This is a genomic window from Kordiimonas laminariae (genome assembly GCF_023008165.1).
Lineage (GTDB): Bacteria > Pseudomonadota > Alphaproteobacteria > Sphingomonadales > Kordiimonadaceae > Kordiimonas > Kordiimonas laminariae.
Map to the genome: position 1 here is coordinate 39,581 of NZ_JAKQZA010000012.1, position 20,248 is coordinate 59,828.

17 protein-coding genes are annotated in these 20,248 nt (G+C 43.6%); 14 read left to right on the plus strand and 3 right to left on the minus strand.

All coding sequences use genetic code 11. From position 1 onward, the window contains the following. Positions 1-34: 34 nt before the first annotated feature. From MF542_RS17185 to MF542_RS17215, 7 genes are all read left to right on the plus strand, one after another. Positions 35-1,243: a CaiB/BaiF CoA transferase family protein gene (locus MF542_RS17185; RefSeq protein ID WP_247021758.1), complete on the plus strand. Its 1,209-nt coding sequence runs from the start codon at positions 35-37 to the stop codon at positions 1,241-1,243. A 161-nt stretch (positions 1,244-1,404) separates the two neighbouring features. Continuing rightward, positions 1,405-1,545 (plus strand): hypothetical protein, encoded by a 141-nt coding sequence (locus MF542_RS17190; RefSeq protein WP_247021760.1) that lies wholly within the window; start codon positions 1,405-1,407, stop codon positions 1,543-1,545. Beyond that, positions 1,526-3,544 (plus strand): hypothetical protein, encoded by a 2,019-nt coding sequence (locus MF542_RS17195; protein WP_247021762.1) that lies wholly within the window; start codon positions 1,526-1,528, stop codon positions 3,542-3,544. The genes MF542_RS17190 and MF542_RS17195 overlap by 20 nt, the downstream gene beginning before the upstream one ends. Positions 3,545-3,549: 5 nt before the next feature. Next, positions 3,550-4,449 carry a site-specific tyrosine recombinase XerD gene (gene xerD / locus MF542_RS17200; RefSeq protein WP_281501761.1) on the plus strand — a complete coding sequence of 300 codons (900 nt, stop codon included), beginning with the start codon at positions 3,550-3,552 and terminating at the stop codon, positions 4,447-4,449. A gap of 181 nt (positions 4,450-4,630) precedes the next feature. Beyond that, the gene (locus tag MF542_RS17205) at positions 4,631-5,584 is read left to right on the plus strand and encodes an acetyl-CoA carboxylase carboxyltransferase subunit alpha (RefSeq protein ID WP_343265094.1); all 954 of its coding nucleotides are present in this window, start codon (positions 4,631-4,633) and stop codon (positions 5,582-5,584) included. 354 nt (positions 5,585-5,938) lie between these two features. Further along, positions 5,939-7,771, plus strand: a complete 1,833-nt coding sequence (locus MF542_RS17210) for a ribonucleoside-diphosphate reductase subunit alpha (protein ID WP_247021766.1) — start codon at positions 5,939-5,941, stop codon at positions 7,769-7,771. Between the two features lie 352 nt (positions 7,772-8,123). Next, positions 8,124-8,735, plus strand: a complete 612-nt coding sequence (locus tag MF542_RS17215) for a response regulator transcription factor (RefSeq protein WP_247021795.1) — start codon at positions 8,124-8,126, stop codon at positions 8,733-8,735. Here the strand turns inward: MF542_RS17215 and MF542_RS17220 are convergent. Continuing rightward, positions 8,732-10,201: an esterase/lipase family protein gene (locus MF542_RS17220; RefSeq protein ID WP_247021768.1), complete on the minus strand. Its 1,470-nt coding sequence runs from the start codon at positions 10,199-10,201 to the stop codon at positions 8,732-8,734. The two genes, MF542_RS17215 and MF542_RS17220, sit on opposite strands and share 4 nt — an antisense overlap. Positions 10,202-10,526: 325 nt before the next feature. Between MF542_RS17220 and MF542_RS17225 the strand changes: the two genes are divergently transcribed. The 5 genes from MF542_RS17225 to MF542_RS17245 all read left to right on the plus strand — a co-directional run bounded on the left by MF542_RS17225 (position 10,527) and on the right by MF542_RS17245 (position 17,738). Then, positions 10,527-11,513 carry a ribonucleotide-diphosphate reductase subunit beta gene (locus MF542_RS17225; RefSeq protein WP_247021770.1) on the plus strand — a complete coding sequence of 329 codons (987 nt, stop codon included), beginning with the start codon at positions 10,527-10,529 and terminating at the stop codon, positions 11,511-11,513. A gap of 208 nt (positions 11,514-11,721) precedes the next feature. Beyond that, the gene (locus tag MF542_RS17230) at positions 11,722-13,014 is read left to right on the plus strand and encodes a tyrosine-type recombinase/integrase (RefSeq protein ID WP_247021772.1); all 1,293 of its coding nucleotides are present in this window, start codon (positions 11,722-11,724) and stop codon (positions 13,012-13,014) included. Positions 13,015-13,031: 17 nt separating this feature from the next. After that, a complete protein-coding gene (locus MF542_RS17235) occupies positions 13,032-14,867 on the plus strand; it encodes a hypothetical protein (RefSeq protein ID WP_247021774.1) in 1,836 nt (611 codons plus the stop codon). Continuing rightward, a complete protein-coding gene (locus tag MF542_RS17240; RefSeq protein WP_247021776.1) occupies positions 14,867-17,284 on the plus strand; it encodes a hypothetical protein in 2,418 nt (805 codons plus the stop codon). The genes MF542_RS17235 and MF542_RS17240 overlap by 1 nt, the downstream gene beginning before the upstream one ends. Further along, positions 17,271-17,738 carry a hypothetical protein gene (locus MF542_RS17245; RefSeq protein WP_247021778.1) on the plus strand — a complete coding sequence of 156 codons (468 nt, stop codon included), beginning with the start codon at positions 17,271-17,273 and terminating at the stop codon, positions 17,736-17,738. Before MF542_RS17240 ends, MF542_RS17245 begins: the two co-directional genes overlap by 14 nt. Positions 17,739-18,108: 370 nt before the next feature. On the opposite strand, the gene MF542_RS17250 is transcribed toward MF542_RS17245, so the two are convergent. Continuing rightward, positions 18,109-18,504, minus strand: coding sequence for a hypothetical protein (locus MF542_RS17250; RefSeq protein WP_247021780.1), 396 nt, complete (start codon positions 18,502-18,504; stop codon positions 18,109-18,111). Between the two features lie 121 nt (positions 18,505-18,625). On the opposite strand from MF542_RS17250, the gene MF542_RS17255 reads away from it, so the two are divergent. Together MF542_RS17255 and MF542_RS17260 are read left to right on the plus strand one after the other, a co-directional pair. Beyond that, a complete protein-coding gene (locus MF542_RS17255) occupies positions 18,626-18,883 on the plus strand; it encodes a helix-turn-helix domain-containing protein (protein ID WP_247021782.1) in 258 nt (85 codons plus the stop codon). A gap of 235 nt (positions 18,884-19,118) precedes the next feature. Then, positions 19,119-19,646 (plus strand): hypothetical protein, encoded by a 528-nt coding sequence (locus MF542_RS17260; RefSeq protein WP_247021784.1) that lies wholly within the window; start codon positions 19,119-19,121, stop codon positions 19,644-19,646. On the opposite strand, the gene MF542_RS17265 is transcribed toward MF542_RS17260, so the two are convergent. Next, positions 19,643-20,080: a sensor histidine kinase gene (locus tag MF542_RS17265; protein WP_247021786.1), complete on the minus strand. Its 438-nt coding sequence runs from the start codon at positions 20,078-20,080 to the stop codon at positions 19,643-19,645. The genes MF542_RS17260 and MF542_RS17265 overlap by 4 nt on opposite strands. Positions 20,081-20,248: the final 168 nt, after the last annotated feature.

Below are 20,248 nucleotides of genomic sequence, written 5' to 3' on the forward strand. Positions count from 1 at the left end.
AGTAATAAATGAAAAGTGATGTGAGGGGGAGATCATGATTAAAGAGTTTTCGCTGCAAAAACCGCTTGAGGGCGTAAAAGTAATCGAACTATCCACAATGATCACAGCCTCGCTTGCGACCATGATGCTCGCTGATCAGGGAGCAGAAGTCATTAAGGTTGAAGCCATCACAGGTGATCCTCTCCGGCTACTCGGTACCAGTAGCAATGGTATATCTGCCATGTTTAATAACTGTAACCGAGGCAAGAAATCTGTTGCGGTTGATCTAAAGGATAATGCCGCTCAAGCTGCAGTTCGCACACTTATGAAAGATGCAGATGTTGTGATCCATAATTTCAGGCCCGGTGTGATGGACCGCTTGGGCCTAGGGAGTGAACAGCTTCGCACCGATAATCCATCACTCATCTTTGTTGAGATTAATGGTTTTGGAAAAGATGGCCCTCTCGCGAATGCACCAGCTTATGATAGTGTTATTCAGGCACTTAGCGGTTTAACGGCCGTACAATCAGACGGTGGCCGTCCTGGGTTTATGAAAACACTGCTTTGCGACAAGGTAACGGCCTATACTGCGTGGCAGGCGATTACTGCAGCTTTATATGTTCGGGAACGTTCAGAAGATCAGCAAGGCCAGCATATAGATATCTCCATGCTTCACGCCATGTTAGCTTTCATGTGGCCTGACTGTATGGCAAATGAAACCTTCCTTGATGATGGTATTCCTAAGTCTCCTAATATTGCAGACGTGTTCTGGGTAACAACCGTTCAGGACGGCCATATATCTATTATGGCTGCTACAGATGATCAGTGGGCGGGCGTGTTCCGTATCCTTGGGAAACCTGAACTGATAGATGATCCACGCTATGCAGACCTCTATGGTCGGGTGAAGCATATTGGTGAACTAAGGGAAATAATGAATGCAGGTTTTGCTAAATTTACACTGAAGGAGTTATTGGCACGGCTAAAAGATGAAGATGTGCCTGGGACAGAATGTCTGGATAGGGAAAAGGCTATAACCCACCCACAAGTAACTGCGCTTGAACTTGTAGAAGAGCATGCTTGTAGTGTTATGGGGAATCTTCGAGCTGTTGCGCCGCCAATTTCTTTTGAAGGTAAGCGAGGGTTGTCTGGATTACCTGCGCCAAAATTGGGCCTTCATACGAGAGAGTGCCTGATGACTGCAGGGTTATCTGAAGATCAAATCAAAGCCTTTGAAGCAGAGAAACGCATCTTTGTAGCTAGTTGAGCATTTTAAAATTCCTTAATTCAGCCATAGTGATGTTTTAACCTCTAAACTATCGGAGGTGTGATCGTTCTTTTTAAAGCCTTAGCCTAGACTCGCGGTCATGCATCCTTTAAGAGGTTGAATAAGCTATTTTATAAGGTTCGGCATTTAAGGTTTTATTGATGTCCAGATTGACACAAATTTTGTTGGTGGCAGGAGCTGTACTGTTGGTTGGTGGTGCCGTGTTTTTAATGACATGGGATATCCCAGCACCGTCTGAAAAGGTGACGAAAACATTAAATAATGATCGCTTCCCTTCTTAATAAAACTTCTCGTATCGCAATCGCGTTTAGTGTTGTCGGTATGATGGCAGCAAGCAGCGTGCTTGCGCAAGATGAAGCCGAAGAGAAAAAGCCACAGGAAACACCTGCGGTGGAAACCGCTGAGCCTAAAACTCAGAACAGGTTTTTTCTTGGTGGCCGTCCTGCACTGAAACGGCAGGTAGGTCCCTCTATAGGGAAGCCAAAATCAATACTGCCTCAGCCATTCGTACCCAAAGGTAGTGTTAAAGTGCCGCCGGCTCCTGCTTTATCATCTGATATAGCGGAAGGCGAAAAGCTTGCTCTAGTAAATGCTGAGCAACAGGAAACCCAGCAGGGTGAATTGCCACAGGTACAGGATCTTCAGGACGCATCATTACCTGCTGATGACTTTTCTGAAGCATCGCTGGCGCTTTTTGATCCGTCTGGTATGGATGCCTCTGGAGAGGCGGGTAACGGTTTTTCTGCCGATTTCTGGCAAGGTTATGACCGCGCATCTTATAAAGAACGATTAAAAGATTTTGAAAACGCTGCAGGTTCTCCTGCGCTTGTGTCTATTGCTAACAAGCTTGTTCTTTCCGCAGTGCCAGTTGACCCGGTTGAGGATGAAGCTGTGATTGTTGAATTTATTTCAGCACGTCTGGATCTTTTGCAAAAGCTTGGAAATGCCGAAGGATATAGCGCGCTTCTTGCAGCATTGCCTGCCGGCCGTGATTGGACGGCGCTTGCAAGGTATTTTACCAATGCTTACCTCGTAAAAGGTAATGTGGCGGACGCTTGCATACTGGCAAGTCAGCAGCGTGAAACTGATAACGACGCTTACTGGCTTCGGATGACCGCTTTTTGTAAAGCGATTGAAGGCAACCGTACTGCGGTGGACTTTGAGCTAGGAATTCTTGAGGAAGTATCTCAGGTTCAGCCAACCTTTTATCAATTGATTGATAAAATTCTGGTGGAGGCTGAATTGCAATCATCAGGTGGAGTGTCTACAAAAGTCGACTTAACTGCACCGCTACAGGTTGATCTTCTTGAGGCTAGTATGGCCCGCCTTGCCGGTGTTGGTGTGCCTGAATTAGCACTAGAGAATGTAAATCCACTTGCGGTTGCTGCCATTCTTTCCAATCCCAATGTTGCGGGGGCTGTGAAAGCTGATTTGATGGGGCTTGCTGTTCGCGAAGGCTGGGCAACTGGCGATGTGTATGCGCAGTTTGCGCGTGCTTATCAACTAACACCTGATGAAGTTGAAGCAGCAAACCAGCTAGCAGTGGATGATCCTCGGTTTTCTATTGATGCGGTTCTTGGTAATCAGGCTGGAAATATAAAGAACCCCGAGGAACGTGCAAACGCACTGAAGCTCGCGTGGGAACGTTCTGTTCGTCAAAAATATGCATCGGTAGCGGGTGGTGGCCTTGTAGCTCTTTCTACGGATACTGCGCCAAACGCGGGCAATATTGAGACGGTTGGTATTTTGGCACGTGCGGCTCTTGTATCGGGTGATCTAGATGCTGCAAACGGTTGGTATCGTGCCGTAAGAGCGCAGTCGGCAGGTGCAAATGATGCTGCAGATATGCTGCTTGTTGAGTTGGCACCTTTGGTGGCGTTGCTGACAAGCGATGATTTCAATGCAGGCTTTCTGGAAGGTTGGTGGCAAGCACTAGAAGCTGACGAGAAGCGTTTTGAAAAAGCAAATTTGATGTTCACGCTTGTTGAAGCCCTTGGGCATACTGTCCCTGAGAATATGTGGACTCGCCTTGAAGAAGGACCAGCTGTTTATGGCGGGCAAACCCCTTCTCCTGCGCTGTGGCGTAAATTTCTGATTACGGCAAATGGCGGTGATAAACCAAAGACGCTTGCGCTTGCTTACCGCTTACTCTCTGAAGGTGGCCCTGCTGGTGTACCTGCGGCACTTGCTGGTTCTTTGGTTGGTAATCTAGTGGCGCTTGGCTTGAATGACGAAGCAAGGCTTATCGCGACAGAAATGCTAATTTCTCAAGGTATCTAAGCCATATGAGTGATCGGGAAATTCTGGCGCAATTTCTGGAAATGTTAGCGGCAGAAAAGGGTAGAGCGCAGAATAGCCTGAAGGCCTATGAGCGTGATCTGAGCCATTTTCTTGAAAACTCCAATACTGGTTTTATGAATGCGTCTGCAGAGAATATCAGAGAATATCTGGCATTCCTGCATGCAGAAGGCATGAAAGCTGGAACTGTTGCACGCAGGCTTTCAGCCATTCGGCAACTATATCTCTTTATGTACCGTGATGGGCTTCGCGCTGATAACCCGGCAACGAATATTGAGAGCCCCAAGCTTGATCAACCACTCCCTAAAGTGCTGTCAGAAACTGATGTAGATAGATTGTTGGATACAGCCGAGCAACAGGCTCAGTCTGGCAAAATGGAAGATCAAAGGCTTCATGCGTTGATGGAAACACTTTATGCGACAGGCCTGAGGGTGAGCGAGCTTGTCACGCTGCCTAGACGAGCGGTGGGGACAGATACCACCATGATTATGGTGCGCGGTAAAGGAGGGCGGGAGCGGATGGTCCCGCTTGGTAATAAGGCTCGACTTGCACTGCTTTCATATTTGAAATCATTGAATGAGACTAAAAAAGAAGAAAGCGGATATCTGTTTCCGTCACGCGGGAAAGAGGGGCATCTTACTCGCCGCAGGCTTGGACAGCTTATCAAAGATTTGGCGGTGGCGGCGGGTATTATGCCTTCAAGTGTAAGCCCACATAAACTGCGGCATGCTTTTGCGACACACTTGCTCGCACATGGTGCTGATCTGCGTGCTGTACAGCAAATGTTGGGGCACGCCGATATTTCCACGACGCAAATTTACACCCATGTGCTTGAAGAAAGGTTGAAAAATCTGGTTTTAACCAAACATCCATTAAGTGATGGATAAGTGGTTATTCTGCTTTACCGTTACGGAATAGTGGCATTGTCTTGAAATGCGTTGACGTTTACGTAAACATTTGAAGGCTTGACATAGAGCGCTGCATCAAGGATTTTGCGCGCAAATTGAAAACGTGCTTTACTGTTCTAAACAACAGGGGCGCAAAATGAGTAAGGATACGGGCGATATGATGACGTTTCTTGAGTTTGAAAAACCGATCGCTGAACTTGAAGGTAAAATCCGCGAGCTAAGGAGCTTTGCAGGTGGTGCCGGGCAGGTTGATATTTCCTCAGAGGTTGGTCAGCTTGAAACAAAGCTCAGTAAACTTCTTAAAGAAACATACGCAGGTCTTTCGCCAAGCCAGAAAATTCAGGTGGCACGTCATCCAGAACGCCCACACTTCCAAGATATTGTGGGTCATCTTTTTGAAGACTTCACACCGCTTGCTGGTGACCGGGCTTTTGGTGAAGATGAAGCGCTTCTTGGTGGTCTTGCGCGTTTCCGCGGTCAGGCATGTGTTGTAATGGGTCATGAAAAAGGGTCCGACACGGAAAGCCGTATCCGCCATAATTTTGGTATGGCACGTCCTGAAGGATACCGTAAAGCTATTCGCCTTATGGATATGGCTGAACGTTTTAATCTACCCGTACTGACACTTGTGGACACATCCGGTGCATACCCGGGTGTAGGTGCTGAGGAACGTGGTCAGGCAGAAGCGATCGCCCGCTCGACAGATAAATGTCTGCAGGTTGGTACGCCGCTTGTGACATGTATCGTCGGTGAAGGCGGTTCTGGTGGCGCTGTGGCAATTGCTGCGGCCAATAAAGTATTGATGATGGAGCATGCTGTTTACAGTGTGATTTCCCCAGAGGGCTGTGCGTCTATTCTGTGGCGTACAAACGAAAAAGCAGCCGATGCAGCTAACGCTCTTAAGATCACGGCTCAGGACCTCTTAAATCTGGGTGTAATTGATGGTGTGGTAGCAGAGCCGCTTGGTGGTGCGCACCGCGATCCGTCACGTGCAATGAACATGCTGGGTGATACCCTTGAAGATGCTCTCAGAGACATGGCGGGTGTATCTGGTGACCGTTTACGCGAACTTCGCAGAGAGAAATTCCTCGCTATGGGTAATGCAGGCTTATAAAGCTGACGAATCGGCGGAATCAAACAGGTTTCGAGAAGGCTGGGCACTAGATTTAGTGCTCGGCCTTTTTTCATGTTACTAAAAAATTACAAGATATTGTGGGCCTTCAGAAGTTTTTACACTTTATCTTGACGGCGAGAATCTCCCACCGTATTCTGTGTGCGTTACGAGGTTGGAGCGACTCGAAGGGGCTAATTTGGAGTCTTCCAAACCAGTAGTTTAGTGAAAATTATATAATAAAGTCAGTCTGTTCGACTTTTGTTCTTGTATCAGTTACAATGAAACCATTGTTTCTGTGAACGGTTGAGGATTGTCTTATATCGGGCGAATGTGTCCTAGGGAGATACGGGCAAAATGTTTGAGGTTACCCATTTCGAACACGGTGGTGCGGTTACTGTTGATCGCAGTCGAGATGACCTTCTTACAGAATTTGGTAAGGAGACACTGAAGGACAGATATCTGATGCCGGGGGAAAGCTATCAGGATTTGTTCGCGCGTGTTGCTTCTTTCTATGGCGACGATGCTGCTCATTCGCAGCGCCTGTATGATTATATCTCCAAATTGTGGTTCATGCCTGCAACTCCTGTTCTATCGAATGGTGGTACAACACGCGGCCTTCCTATCAGTTGTTTCCTTAACGAAGCACAAGATAAACTTGGATCGATTGTTGACCTGTGGACAGAAAATGTGTGGCTTGCTTCCCGTGGCGGCGGTATCGGTTCCTATTGGGGTAATCTGCGCTCTATTGGTGAAACTGTAGGCGGTGTTGGTAAAACAAGCGGTATCGTACCTTTCGTACGCGTTATGGATAGCCTGACACTGGCGATTTCTCAAGGTTCACTGCGCCGTGGTTCTGCTGCGATTTATCTGCCTGTAAGCCATCCTGAAATTGAAGAGTTTACCGAACTTCGCCGCCCAACAGGTGGTGACCCGAACCGTAAAACGCCAAACCTGCACCATGGTGTGTTGTTAACTGATGCGTTTATGCGTGCGGTTGAAGCTGATGAAGAATGGGCGCTTACAAGCCCAAAAGATGGCCACGTTGTACGTACAGTGAACGCACGAGCGCTTTGGATCCGCATCCTTACTGCGCGGGTTGAAACCGGTGAGCCGTATATCATTTATTCCGATACTGTGAATAACCAGATGCCTGAGCACCATAAGCTCGCTGGTCTTACAGTAAAAACATCAAACTTGTGTGCTGAAATTACGCTCCCAACTGGTGTTGACCACCTTGGTAATGAGCGTACAGCGGTTTGTTGTTTATCAAGCCTGAACCTTGAGCACTATAAAGAATGGAAAGACGACAAGAACTTCGTTCCTGATGTAATGCGGTTCCTTGATAACGTTCTGCAGGACTTTATTGACCGTGCACCAAGTGAAATGGCGAAAGCTCGCTACAGTGCTATGCGTGAACGTTCTGTTGGCCTTGGTGTTATGGGTTTCCATAGCTTCCTTCAGAACAATATGATCCCATTTGAAAGCTCTATGGCGAAGTCCTGGAACTTTAATATCTTCAAGCATATTCAGGCTGAAGCAAACCGTGCTTCTGAAATGCTTGCGTTTGAGCGCGGCCCGTGCCCTGATGCAGCTGATTATGGCATTATGGAGCGTTTCTCCAATAAAACAGCGATTGCGCCAACGGCTTCTATTTCCACAATTTGTGGCGGTGCGAGCCCAGGCATTGAGCCGATCGCGGCCAACAGTTATAACCAGAAAACACTCTCTGGAAACTTCATTGTGCATAACCAGGCGCTGACCAATCTTTTGGAAGAAAAAGGTCAGAACACTGAAGAGGTCTGGACAAGTATTACAGTGAATGAAGGTTCTGTTCAGCACCTTACATTCCTGACTGATGATGAAAAAGCTGTCTTTAAGACGGCATTTGAACTTGATCAGCGCTGGGTCGTTGAACTTGCAGCTGACCGGGCCGAGTATATCTCTCAGGCTCAGTCTGTGAATATCTTCTTGCCAGCGGATGTGCACAAGCGTGATTTGCATCAAATTCACTTCCAGGCATGGAAGAAAGGTTTGAAGAGTCTTTATTACTGTCGTTCTAAATCAATTCAGCGGGCTGAGGTTGTTGCAACCGGCTCAACTGAAAAGAAGCTTACTGAAGAGCAGTTACAATTAGCTGCCGCAGCGAATTCTTCGACAGATTATGAAGAATGTCTCGCCTGCCAGTAAAACCTTAAAACATATTTAAGAACAAAGCCTTCTGATTTTCGGAAGGCTTTTTTTATGGGTGTTTTTCTCTTTCTGTCTCATCAAAATGTGAAACCAATATTTTGTCGTATTGGTACATAATGACTCTTTTTATTGAGTCTCATTCATCATTAATGTTATGGTGGTATATAAGCTGATTATATACACTATATAGTTTATATTTTGATAAACTATAGTTTGTTTTTCTATTGAACTATTTTGGTCACAAAAGGCCACAAAAAAGTGAATCAGACTTTAAATGCTGTATGGGGAATATAGCGGCATATTGGGGGCGTCAATATCCCGGAGGGAGGAAGGGAGCGTTGCCTTGAAGGTGTTGATTATAGATAAGGCTGATATTTACCGTATAGGCTTAGTTAGCCTTTTGCGTGATATGAATTGTTTCTCTGATGTCATTGAGCTTGAAGACGAAATTGAGCTTATTGATTTGGTTAGTCAACTCGATGAAATTTCTCTTGTAATTTTGAATCCAGAGTTTTCTGAATATCCTGCAATTAGTAGTGTGAGTTATGTTTGCCGTTTGATGCCTAAAGCAAAGGTTATGTTGATCTCTGATGAGGAAGATTTGATCTGTGATGGTGTGGAGGTGATTGATCGAAAACAACCAGCCTTTGCCTTAAAATCACTTATCAATGGCGAATTAAAAAAACGGCGTAGTACACTAGAAAAAATAGATGTATTCGGCGTGGATCAATCTATCCGGGATGCGCGCCATAGTATTTTCTCAGGTTTATCGCAGCGACGTTTGCAGGTGTTGAAGTTAATTGCGGATGGTCATAGCAACAGAGAGATTTCTGCAATGCTTGGCCTGAAGGAAGGGACGGTGAGAGCCCATGCTCATGCAGTGCTTAAACGCCTAGGGGTAGAGAGCCGCACACAGGCAGCTCTCATGTACCGTAATGTAAGCGGCATTGCAGCCCCTTAAGGCTTTAATGGATACCCGAGTGGCGTACCGGAAGGCCTTGGTTCTACAAGTAACCAATATAGCATGTTGTTGATGAACACCTTTGATTGGGTCAATCCGATATGGTCGTATGGCAGGATCATCACATTGTCAAAGGCGATAGGTGATCTGAGCTTTGGGGTCCAAACACTTAAATTTCCATCTTCTCGCTCATCCATTAAGGCAGAATAACGCACAACGGTGCCATCGCCGGGCATTTCAGAAAGCGTTATGAATTTCCGTTTTTCGGCATCAAACGCAACGGTGCGCATGGTTGGATCAACATCACCCAGTACCAGATCAAAAAGAAGACGTTCTGGAGGTGCTGCTGGAATATCGATAGCTTCAGTGAAACGTCTTGCTTCTTCCAAGTGTGTTTTGAGTGTGTGGTGAGCGATCCTACGCCGTTCTTCTGCGCTTTCAATTTCAGGGAATAACCGAGCAAAAGTTTTATCCATTTTAGGATCCAGCAGGCCCCACTGGTATCTCTCCCATGTTTTAATATCATAAAGGGAGCCTAGAGGCCTGTTTTCCATATCAACCACTGTGTTGTGCCTGTCGCGAGGCAGTAGTTGGTACAGAGAGGCGAATGAACCTAAAACACCCTGGTTGTAGAACGGTAGAAAAGGCCAGCCGAAGTTTTTACCATTTACAAGTTCGGTAAGAGCGTGAACCGAGCCTGCGTTCGGTGTGCCAATAAGAATAACCCGTTCTACGCCCAGTGAACCCGACCAATCCAGAATGGGGGCGGAGCCATCTTCAGGCAAACCCTGTTCACCGTACCTCAGCATAAAGCGGGTGAGGAGGCCCCCCATAGAGTGGGCAACGATATCAACCTTTACATCTGCATCTTCAATCCCGTAACGAGTCTCATAAATACGGGCGGTATGTTCCCTTACAGACTGGATAAACCGAAAGAGGCGTTTGGAATTTTCCGCATTCGAAAGGCGCCAATCATAATCAAACTGAAAGGCTGTATAGTGGGTATCATCGTAAATTTCATCATTGGCGTCCCCGATTTGCTTTTCGCGGTATCCACCAATGCTAAGGGCTTCGATAATCTGGGCATATGCTTTGATTTTCAGAGGAATGCCTAAAAGCTGTAGTTTAATTTCCTCAAGTGCGCCGTTTGGTTCCACATGGCTCCAGTTGGTTAATGAGCCGTCTGGATAAATATAGGGCGCGGTAATACGTTTCAGGCCTTCGTCTTTTTGCGGGTCTGCGGCGCCTGAAACAAAAGCCCCCCAAACGACTTGATCATCCCGAATATCTTTTAACTTGGAACCAAGAATGCCTGGAATAACAATAACCGGATTCCGGTATGGAGTTTGTTGGGCTGCTTTTTGATTGTAAGTAAGTTCCAGCGCTGGCTCTTTGATTGAAGAGGAACATGCTGACAGCACAGCTAATAAAGCGATAAGTGCAAATGGCTGTATAAACTTAAACATGGATTTTTCCTGCGAATTGGCCCCACTGGTTACTATCCCCCAGAGTTTTAAAACTAGCGCTGAAAGTCAATTAATAATTCTCCTGCTGAATGAACTGTTTCTATGCGAAAAACGTATAGTTCTATGAAACTGAGTCGCTTTTATAGGGCGTTGAATGCTCTGTTTTTTGCCCTTTGATATAGAAAAGTGATGCCACCGTAAAAATGGCGTCAAGAGCAAATATTGTGTTTCTTCGTTTCACATACACTAATTGAGGGGTTATAGTGACCAATAAATCGGTTTGTTTGCGCCTTGGGGCTAAGGCGCTATTAGGGGAATTAGCTAAATGGCTGACGGTGGTACTTTTGAAAGAACAGGGCTTCTCGAAGAACGGCATGTTTATAAACCGTTCCGGTATCCTTGGGCGTATGAAGCGTGGTTGAAGCAGCAACAGGTTCATTGGTTGCCTGAAGAAGTGCCGCTTGCTGAAGATGTGCGTGATTGGGCACAAAAGCTGTCAGAGCCAGAGAAGAACTTGCTTACGCAGATTTTCCGCTTTTTCACCCAAAGCGATATCGAAGTGAACAACTGTTACATGAAGCACTATACAAAGGTGTTTATGCCGACAGAGGTTCAGATGATGTTGTCTGCTTTCTCAAATATGGAAACAATCCATATTGCTGCATACAGCCACCTTCTTGATACCATTGGTATGCCAGAAAGTGAATATTCTGCATTCCTTAAATATAAGGAAATGAAGGATAAATATGATTACATGCAGCAGTTTAACAGCGATGATCTTCGCTCAACTGCCATAACGCTTGCTGTGTTTGGTGCCTTCACTGAAGGCCTGCAGTTGTTCGCAAGTTTTGCAATGCTGCTTAATTTCCCACGTTTCAATAAAATGAAGGGTATGGGCCAGATTGTAACCTGGTCAGTACGGGATGAAAGTCTGCACTGCGAGAGTATTATCAAGCTCTTTAAAACCTTGATGGAAGAGCAGCCGCATCTTTGGGATGATCAGATGCGTAATGATTTGCGTACGGCCTGTAAAACCATCGTAGAGCACGAGGATGCCTTCATTGACCTGTCATTTGGGCTTGGTCCGGTTGAAGGCCTAGAGGCACAAGAAGTGAAAGATTATATTCGCTATATTGCTGATCGCCGCCTACAGCAGCTTGGGTTAGAGGCTGAATATCATATTGAAGCGAACCCGTTGCCGTGGCTGGATAGTATGCTGAATGCGGTTGAGCACACAAACTTCTTTGAAAACCGCGCGACCGAATATTCTAAAGCAGCAACCCAAGGCACATGGGAAGATGTCTGGGATTAATTGATAATAGTGTTCACTAATAAAAAGGGTTACATGAGATTTTACTCGTGTAGCCCTTATTTTCTGCGGGCTGCAGTACCAACTTACCAGTACTCTTCAATCTTGAAAGAAAAGTGGAAAATCGATCGATAAAATTGTTCGAATTTGTTCACTATTTTTTATAAGATACTGAAATAGCGTTACTTTTACTGAACTTAGTTGTGAGGGGGTGACGCTGAGACTTGGTAGTTATATTCCACAAGAGCCTTTTGAAGGGCTCTCAAAACAAGAAATAGCGGAAATAGACCTGCCTGAAGGTTTTCCATTTCTTCTTTGTGCATCTGATTGCCAGGTTGATCGGGTTTCATTCCATTATTTTTTGAGTAGGTATCGTGGAGTGAAGGTCTATCGCTCCAACGTAAAGCACTCTCACCCTCTGTATTTTCGAACTCATTTGTCAGTAGGAAGTTTAAGAACTGCAGCTGATAACATTAGGCTATGGCTGGGGTATCTAAGTTATATAGGTAAAGTACTAACTGAAGGTAGCGTGAGCGATTTTAAGGCCTTTGTAAACGGTTATGCAATTACTCGAAACCGCATTACAGGTCAGCTGCTGTCAAGGTCAACTGTTAGGGCTAGAATTGGACATATTAGAGACTTTATTCTCTTTACCAACTATCTGGGTGTTACTGATATCGACCCGAACGAAATCAGCCCAGATAAAATTGGAGTTTCTGGGAGAGATATAGCTCCGAGAATTAGAGTCATTACTTATGAAGAATGGAAAAAACTTCGCCACTGCCTAGGTGGGTTGCCAGAGGATAGTGCCTCTCCGCAAGAGCTGTGTCGTGATCGTTTAGTATTTGAAACTATGATCCACACAGGACTACGTGTCACAGAAGTAATCAGTCTAACGGCGCCTCAGATATTGGCTTTGGAATGCGAGCTACCTCGAGTCGATGAGGCTAGAGAAATGGAAGCTGTTTCGCTCTACTTGACAAAAGTTAAAGGTGGACCAAGACGTGCTCGTACGGTTTTGTTCCCGGTGTGGTTGGTCAGAAATTTGTTGATTTATATTGATGATGAACGACGCCAATCTGCTGCCGCCTTTCGACAGAATAATAAGAAAGCTGCTCCAAATAACTTGTTTTTAAATCATTCCCATAGTCGGCGTAATCCAGGTGGTGCGCTTAAGCCTGGGCGACTAAAGGGTATGATTAAAGAGTACTGTATTCAAGCCGATTTATTGCGCGAAGTTGAATACCTAAATATGGGCACTGGGGAATATAGAACCAACCTCATATCGAAGTTTTCCGCACATGATCTTCGGCATACTGCGGCGGTTTGGAGATATGTCGCTGCTGTACAGACCGGTGATAGGGCTCCTATGAAAACGGTCCAAATTTTATTGGGCCATAAGTCAGAGGCTACTACAGCCAACATTTACCTTCAGATATCTAGCCAGTTTGAAGCGACAGTTTCTGACACATCATTAAATTTTTTTAGAGGTTTATCTAGTTGATTACATAGAAAGGTACTTTGGATTTGAAAGAGATTTTTGCTCAATTTAATCGAGTGGTTGATTTTAAAGAGGGAAGGAATACACGGATTATTATGGAGGCAGATGGGCCTCTGATTGAAATTTTTGACCCAAGAAAAAATCAGGAACGGTTAATAATCCATGAATTAAAAATTTGGTCAAAAATACCGGGGTTGATGGATATAGTTTTGAAGCAATTTCAGGAGCATATTACTAGCCCGACAGTAGATTCTACTATGACCCGTGTTGAATATGCGAAAAGAAGCCAGAAGTTTGCAGAATGGCTAATAGTTGAAGAATTAGAATGTCTGGAGATTGGTGATCTCTCTGTAAGTTTGTTGAATGATTATGTGAATTTTCTCATTACTAAATATGATTCAGCAACAGCGACCCTTCTCTATCACCCTGTTAGATCTCTTTACAATTATATACTCAGTGATCGTACTTTAGACACCGTAAGAGACCCATATCTATTTGCACCGCGTAATCCGTTTTGGCGTCATGCATCGCGAGGAGGCGCTATAGATGTAATTCCAGATCCTGTTTTTGCAGATATGCTGAAACTGGCCAAAATAGATTGTCAAAAGATAATTAGCCGACAGAAAGCGTTTTGGAAATATTGTGAAAAAAACGAACCGATTGATGAGGCGAGAAAGCTTTCTTCTACTTTTGAAGTCGCACACCATATTTTAGATAGATACGGCACTCGACTACCTTCAAAGAAAGAGTTTAAGTCTACGGATAAAACATTGATGTGTAGACTTAGTGGGAAGGCGGGTGTCTGTGGCTATAAAGATGTAGTATCTCTTATCCACCCCACACTATATGATTTATTACCGTTTATTGTTGTTTTGGCGGTGTATACTCAATTCAATCTAAGTGTGATGCTTGCGTTGAATCTAGATGATATTGATTTCTTTAAGGATAATTCGGGGAAAAGCGACGACCAACGCGTGTTGATTTCTGGCTATAAAGGTCGAGCGCGACGTATGCAACGTCGCTCGTTTGTAATGGATGATGAGTTCGATAACCCAGGAAATATCATTAACTTTCTGAAAAGATATACTCAAAACATCCGTCCATATCTAGATCGTAAAGTGCAAAATAGAGTGTTTGCTTTTTGGTCGTTGAAGAAAGGTCAAACGGCAGGTTCCTATCCAGCTGTTTTTGAAGATAGTCGTACTAAAGAGGCTGTGTCAGATGGCCGTTTTCCGACGGCTTATAAAACTTATTGGCGGAAGAAAGGGCAAGAGTTTTCATATAATTACTCTAGCATTCGGCCCACAGCGTTAAATTTATTTTATCGAGCTTATAACGGAGATATTGTAGCAACAGCGACGTTAGCAAATCATCAACAGCTAGAAACTTTTGTTACGAACTACCAATCATCGTCAGCTATCGCCATCAATGATTCCAAAATGTCTCAAGCGCTCTTGCTGAGAGAGAGAATGTTGGCAACTGAAGGTAAGTTCGATCCTACCCGACAATCAGGTGATGAGGGTGTCGATGCTGTCACGCCAGGTTTTCGGTGTTTAGACCCTTTAGAAAGTCCAATGCCTGGACAGAAAAGTAATCGATTGTGTACAGCTTATGGAAGTTGTCCTGCATGCCCTCTCGCAAGTGTTGATGTAAAGAGCGCCATTAGTTTGGCGCGATTAATTCAATTAGAACAGCAATATATAGATGCTCGTGAAAAATTAGAGGTTCTTTATTGGAGAGATAAATATCAGCCTCAATTAGATACCCTACAAACATACTGGTTGAAGATGTTTAGTGTCGATGTTTTTGATCGAGCAAAAGCCCTAGAAGTAAGAACATTGGCGGAGATAGTTTGATGCAAAAAAAAGCTGTAGAGCGAGTATTATCAAACCAAATAGAAGCAAGTGTTACGCAGCGCAAACAAGACAGACAGGCGGATGAGCATAGAAAGTATCGCGAGCGAAGACATGAGTTAATTGAGAAAAAGAAAAAATTAGAGTTGGGTATTGAATATGCGAGGGCGCAAGGTGCCGCAGTTTCTGAAGTAATGGAACTGCAGAAAGAGTTTGTTGAAGTTACTCGTTTACTGAATACAAAGTACAAGACAATAGCTGCACAAGCGAAAAAGCGCACTGTTACAAAGTTTGATAATTTAGTACAGCAAGAGTTCGATGGGCCATTGCTTACTCTAGAGGACCTAAAATATCCGGAAAAACTAAAAGAAGGTTATGTAACTAAATATAGCCGATGGGAACATGCATCGTGGTATTTTGAAGATCCAACAACTCAAAAGGATAGCTTTAGGAGAGTCGTCAACTTCGACTGTAGAGTGGGTGACCAGCATTTAACAGACAAGCAATTTAGTAAGCTTGTTGAGGCATTTAAAGTTGCTATGTTTGTTCGAATCCATGGCGGGTTAAGTAAAAAATTTAAACCTGAAACTTTAGCAGAACGCGCTGGTGGATATAGACTTTTCGCTCAGTGGCTCTTGGAATGGACTGAAATAAAAGATCTGTCGGAAGTTACAAGAGAAGTTGCGGATCAATACCTAGATTATATCATTCAAAGTAAAGTTAATCTTAGCGATGGTTCAGACCTTTCGGTCCATATGATCCAATACAGGGTGCAAGCTATATTTGATATGTTTGAAACGAAGACGTTTTTGGACATGAGTAATGTACCAAGTTTACCAGAAAACCCTTACCCAGGGGAAACACCTCATAATATCGGAAGGCGTCTAGCCTATAAGGCAATTGGTTTAATACAGCCTTTGCCCAAAAAAGATTTTATAAACATCATGAATACAGCTCTATGGTATTTAGATGGACCAGCCAAAGATATTTTGCGGATGGTAAGGAAGGTTAAAGAAGGCCTTAGAAAACCAAGAAGAGTGCCTCTTGGTAAAAAAAAAGAAAATGCGCTTAGAGAAGCATTGCTGGCAGACTTTGAATTTACAGCCCTAGCAGCAAATGGAATAGATGTATGGCGAAATCACCTTGACGATGATGAGCTTTATGTCGGTGTAAAGACCGCAAGATCTGCGATAATGTCAGCAACAGAGGTAGCTGATAATCTAGTTTATAGCGTTTATGCGTGCACCAGTATTATTTTACAAGGTTTGACTGGTTGCAGAGCAAGTGAAATTGCGGGTTTTAAAGCAAATGGACGAAATGCCGATACATTGCTACCAAACTGCATCCGACTTGCATTCGATCAATCCGGTAAAATAGAACAGTTTTATTTAAGAGGAGATCTTTTTAAGACAACTAGCAGAAAAGAATCTGTTGAGTGGTTAATAGGAGCTCGTCCGGTTGGGGCTAAAGATCTACCTCCAGCTGTTAGGGCTGTGAAACTGGCATATGATTTATCATGCCTATTGAAAACACAGCCAAGTGAGTGGGATAACTCAGTAGAGCCTAGTGGGGAAAGTTCCCTTTCCATAGAAACCCCATTATTTTGCCAGCGGAAAAATAGTGCAAGATCTATCTTTATGATAGAGAGTTTTGATCATTGGAAGCCTCTTGGCATTAACTCATTGTTAAAGGCTTTTTGTGGGCAGTATGTGGATGCACGTTATCTGCAAGGAGATAGAATTCTTCGTACCCACGCATGGAGAAAAACATTTGCGCAGTTTATCTATGCACTAGACCCAATGCTTGCTCCGGCGCTTAGTCAGCATTTTAAGCATCTAAAAATAGCTATGACTATGGAAGCCTATATTACAAATGATCCTGTAATATTGGACTTTATGAAAAGTGAAAGAGCTAGAAATAGTGCTCGGGTCTTATATGAAATAAGTACTGGCAAGAAACCAGCTGCAGGTCGAATGGCTTCAAGAATAGAAGAACTTCGGACATTTGTGGAGAGTGTTTCAGAAGAAAAGCCTGAAGATGAAATTGTTCAGGAACTGGCAACTGTGCTTGAGAAAGAACATCTAAGTTTTTGGTTTCTTGAATGGGGAAGTTGTGGAATAGCTTTTAATCCTCTTCAGGCAAACTGCCATGCGGAATCCAATACAATTAAGTGGTCAAACATTAGTCCGAATTTCAAGTTTAGAGATTTGGATGTTTGTATGAGTTGTAAAAGACTGTTGATTATGCCGGAGCATAAAAGGTTCTGGCAAGACAGGCTGGATCTTCTTCAGAAAAATAAATCCTTCGTTGATGAGAATATCCCCTCTATCCAAAGCAATTTAATCGAAAAACGACTTCGACAAGCTCAGGGAATTGTGAAGCAATTAAACAAAGCGGAGATAGCCAATGGCGCGAAATAAGAAACGTGGTCCGAGGGGGAGTGCCGAAGCGGATTATTGGGCAGCTTTGGAGCGGTTAAAGTCTGAAGCACCGTCGCATCCGAAATTACAGAAATTACAAAAAGAAGGAAGGTTGGAGATTAATGCCTCTGCTGTCGCAGTTGAAGCCAATAGATCTCGCACGCCAATTTCCAGTGAAAATGGTAGATTTCCTGAAATTCGAAAAGCAATAATTGAGGCACAAGCTCCCAAGGAGGAAGGACCGAGAAGCCCAACGGCTTTTGTAAAGTATCAAAGGAAGAAGAATACCGAGTTGAGGGAGCAAAATAGAAACCTGGAGAGTCAACTTGCCCTAATGGTTGCTAAAAATATTCAACTAGAGGAGCGTTTAGAGGATGCAAACAGAGAAGTTGCGCAGATCAAAAAAATAAAGAAATCAAAGCCATATGAGGTTTTGAATTTCATGGATCAATGAAAATAGTATCAAAGCTTGGACGAAGTTTGCTGGGGATCATATGTCACCTTACATTTCTTCCACGTGGTCTACCCTGTGTACGTTGAGGATGTGGACAGCAGTATGCCACAGTAAACGGCAGGATTGATCTTGCCCGGCTAAGCTGTAACGACCGCCATGGATAATGAGATAACTAATCAATTCTTTATCGTTGGGTTGTTTTTCTTTTACCCTTAAGCGCTTAAGAATTAGTTCCATTAAGCTCGGCGTCTTGCTTAAGTGCATCTCTATCATTGGTATAAGTTCAGACAATGATAGGAGCTTTTCTCCATCAAGCAAGTAGCTCCGATCGAGTGTTCGGATCATAGTACCATCTGGCTTAGTGATAATTCTATCCGGAACTAGAGTCATAGCTTGTTGATCTGATGTTATAGTAATCTCGATAGCGATTTAGGGGGCGGCTCGTTAAGTCTCGCCATCTAGGATAAGTAGCAAGCCCCTCGTGATCATATTGCTGGCCGATCAAGCGCATTGCTTCAATCAATACCTCTTTGCTGACCATTTTGTGAGTTGAGCAAAAATTATCAAACTCATCTTTGAATGTTTTAGGTAGTGCTGAGAAATTGATAGCTGTTTTTACTGAATGGCGGTGTTTTGTATATTCTGAATGGTTTTGGTCAATAACTCTATACATATCCAAGTTTTTTTCTGCAGTGTTGCAAGGTAAAACTTGTTCCAAGATCAATTGACCATCTTCGCTCCAATTTAAGTCTAGAGTTATCTGCATTTAGAGGTCCTTTTTTCACGTATATCTCCTTTTTGGAGATATACGTGAATATCACACATTGAAACAAGATGGTTTTTGAAATTTTTTATAAAAAGGAAAAATCAAATGTAGATTAGCTTTTATGCCTAAGCATTCTCATGTTCGCGATGCCGTAGCTTTAATGCTTTTGGCAGAACGTAAACGTAGAAAGATTACTCAAAAAGAGTTAGCCAATAGGCTTGGCTGGGATGCCAATAGCTTGTGGAAGCTTGAACGTTTTGAAAGAGGTGTTCAGGTGACAGAGTTATATGAATTTGCCATTGCGCTTGGTATTGAGCCGTCAAAACTGTTTGCTGATGCGGTGGCGACTATTGAAGCTGAGATTTCGAAAAGCAAATAATTTGGAGCTTTCTCAATACTCTAGATTTAATAGAAATCCTCTATCCCTCCCCCCTCCCCAAAAGTAAAATCTCTGCATAATGTTATGAAGTTGAGAAGTAATGTTTATTATAAAGGAAGGTTAAATACTTTAGAATTTTAAATAAATGCAGGGTGTTCTTTTATTAATTGTTACCAATTTTATTGGACGTTAATTGGCATTAGTGTCGAATTTTTATGAATTTAGGTAATAAAAAATGAAACTTAAGCCACTGGAAGAGAGAGTAGAAGAAAAACTGAAGCAAGTCATAGAGGATAAGAAAAGGTCAGGGCGAAAGAAGTTAACAGAATTTGATATAGCTCAAATTAAGAGGAATTTGAGAGAGGGTGAAAAAGAAATAGATCACTGGATTAATTGTGAGGCAGCATTTATGGCGGCATGGAGACAAGGTGTGTCTTATTTGAGTGGTAAAGGGTTTTTCCACAACGAACATATGTTTGCGGAAGCCCGTATAAGAAATACTATTCGCCCAAACCTTTCGACTTTTGCTGAGATATCAAATGAAGCGTCATCCGGAGAAGTAAAGTTCGCTTATATGATGGCGAGTTTTTATAATCAGAGGGTTATATCAATGTTTGCCGAAGAGCATGGTGTTGATATTTCTTTTACGGGCATCAGTGGTTTGGGCTTGCAGTTCCGAAATGTAATTAAAGATTTGCTTATCAATTATAACGGTTGGTCACTAGCCGAAGAAGATTATAGGTATGTTCGTTCGTTGTTCTAGTTCTTTTTCTTTATACAACTGATTGTTAGTGCGAGCGGGACGTACAAATCAATAACATCATCAAGGAAGTTGGAAAAGTTTGTGGTTTGCAGAGCTATTTTTGCGGTGCCTGCTTCCAGGTGGCTGATACGGAGCAGCGCGTCAAAGGATGTGATAATCTGATCAACCTGTCCTATCGCTGAGTTTCGAATATGATTTTCCGCAGGTAGTTGGTCCAACTGGACTTTAAGCCGAGTGAGAGGTGTGCGTAAATCATGAGCAATGTTGTTGGACATATGGCGCATATCTTCAACATGCGCCTGAATTTTTGAAAGCATCATGTTGAGGTTGCTTGTAAGCCGATCAAACTCAGGTTTGCCATTTGATTGAGGGATATGCTCTGCCAAGTCCTGACGCGCTATAATGCTGCTTGCGGTTTGGTTTATGGTTTTCATTTTCCAATGGATGCGCCCCACAATCTGATGCGGTCTGATAGCGCATAGAGGTTTTGTCGTACCATTACGGGGCTTTCTACTGAGATGAGTGTGGGTTCAGCAGAGACCATTTTGTAGTATTCCACTGTAAGCGTGTATTCAGTATCGAGAGCTGTTTGTTCAAGATAG

Bases quoted from the DNA above. Each gene is read 5' to 3' on its own strand.
- MF542_RS17265 (WP_247021786.1), bottom strand. From the start codon at position 20,080: ATGAAAACCATAAACCAAACCGCAAGCAGCATTATAGCGCGTCAGGAC.
- MF542_RS17185 (WP_247021758.1), top strand. From the start codon at position 35: ATGATTAAAGAGTTTTCGCTGCAAAAACCGCTTGAGGGCGTAAAAGTA.
- MF542_RS17190 (WP_247021760.1), top strand. From the start codon at position 1,405: ATGTCCAGATTGACACAAATTTTGTTGGTGGCAGGAGCTGTACTGTTG.
- xerD (WP_281501761.1), top strand. From the start codon at position 3,550: ATGAGTGATCGGGAAATTCTGGCGCAATTTCTGGAAATGTTAGCGGCA.
- MF542_RS17240 (WP_247021776.1), top strand. From the start codon at position 14,867: ATGCAAAAAAAAGCTGTAGAGCGAGTATTATCAAACCAAATAGAAGCA.
- MF542_RS17195 (WP_247021762.1), top strand. From the start codon at position 1,526: ATGATCGCTTCCCTTCTTAATAAAACTTCTCGTATCGCAATCGCGTTT.
- MF542_RS17225 (WP_247021770.1), top strand. From the start codon at position 10,527: ATGGCTGACGGTGGTACTTTTGAAAGAACAGGGCTTCTCGAAGAACGG.
- MF542_RS17205 (WP_343265094.1), top strand. From the start codon at position 4,631: ATGACGTTTCTTGAGTTTGAAAAACCGATCGCTGAACTTGAAGGTAAA.
- MF542_RS17255 (WP_247021782.1), top strand. From the start codon at position 18,626: ATGCCTAAGCATTCTCATGTTCGCGATGCCGTAGCTTTAATGCTTTTG.
- MF542_RS17245 (WP_247021778.1), top strand. From the start codon at position 17,271: ATGGCGCGAAATAAGAAACGTGGTCCGAGGGGGAGTGCCGAAGCGGAT.
- MF542_RS17220 (WP_247021768.1), bottom strand. From the start codon at position 10,201: ATGTTTAAGTTTATACAGCCATTTGCACTTATCGCTTTATTAGCTGTG.
- MF542_RS17260 (WP_247021784.1), top strand. From the start codon at position 19,119: ATGAAACTTAAGCCACTGGAAGAGAGAGTAGAAGAAAAACTGAAGCAA.
- MF542_RS17250 (WP_247021780.1), bottom strand. From the start codon at position 18,504: ATGCAGATAACTCTAGACTTAAATTGGAGCGAAGATGGTCAATTGATC.
- MF542_RS17210 (WP_247021766.1), top strand. From the start codon at position 5,939: ATGTTTGAGGTTACCCATTTCGAACACGGTGGTGCGGTTACTGTTGAT.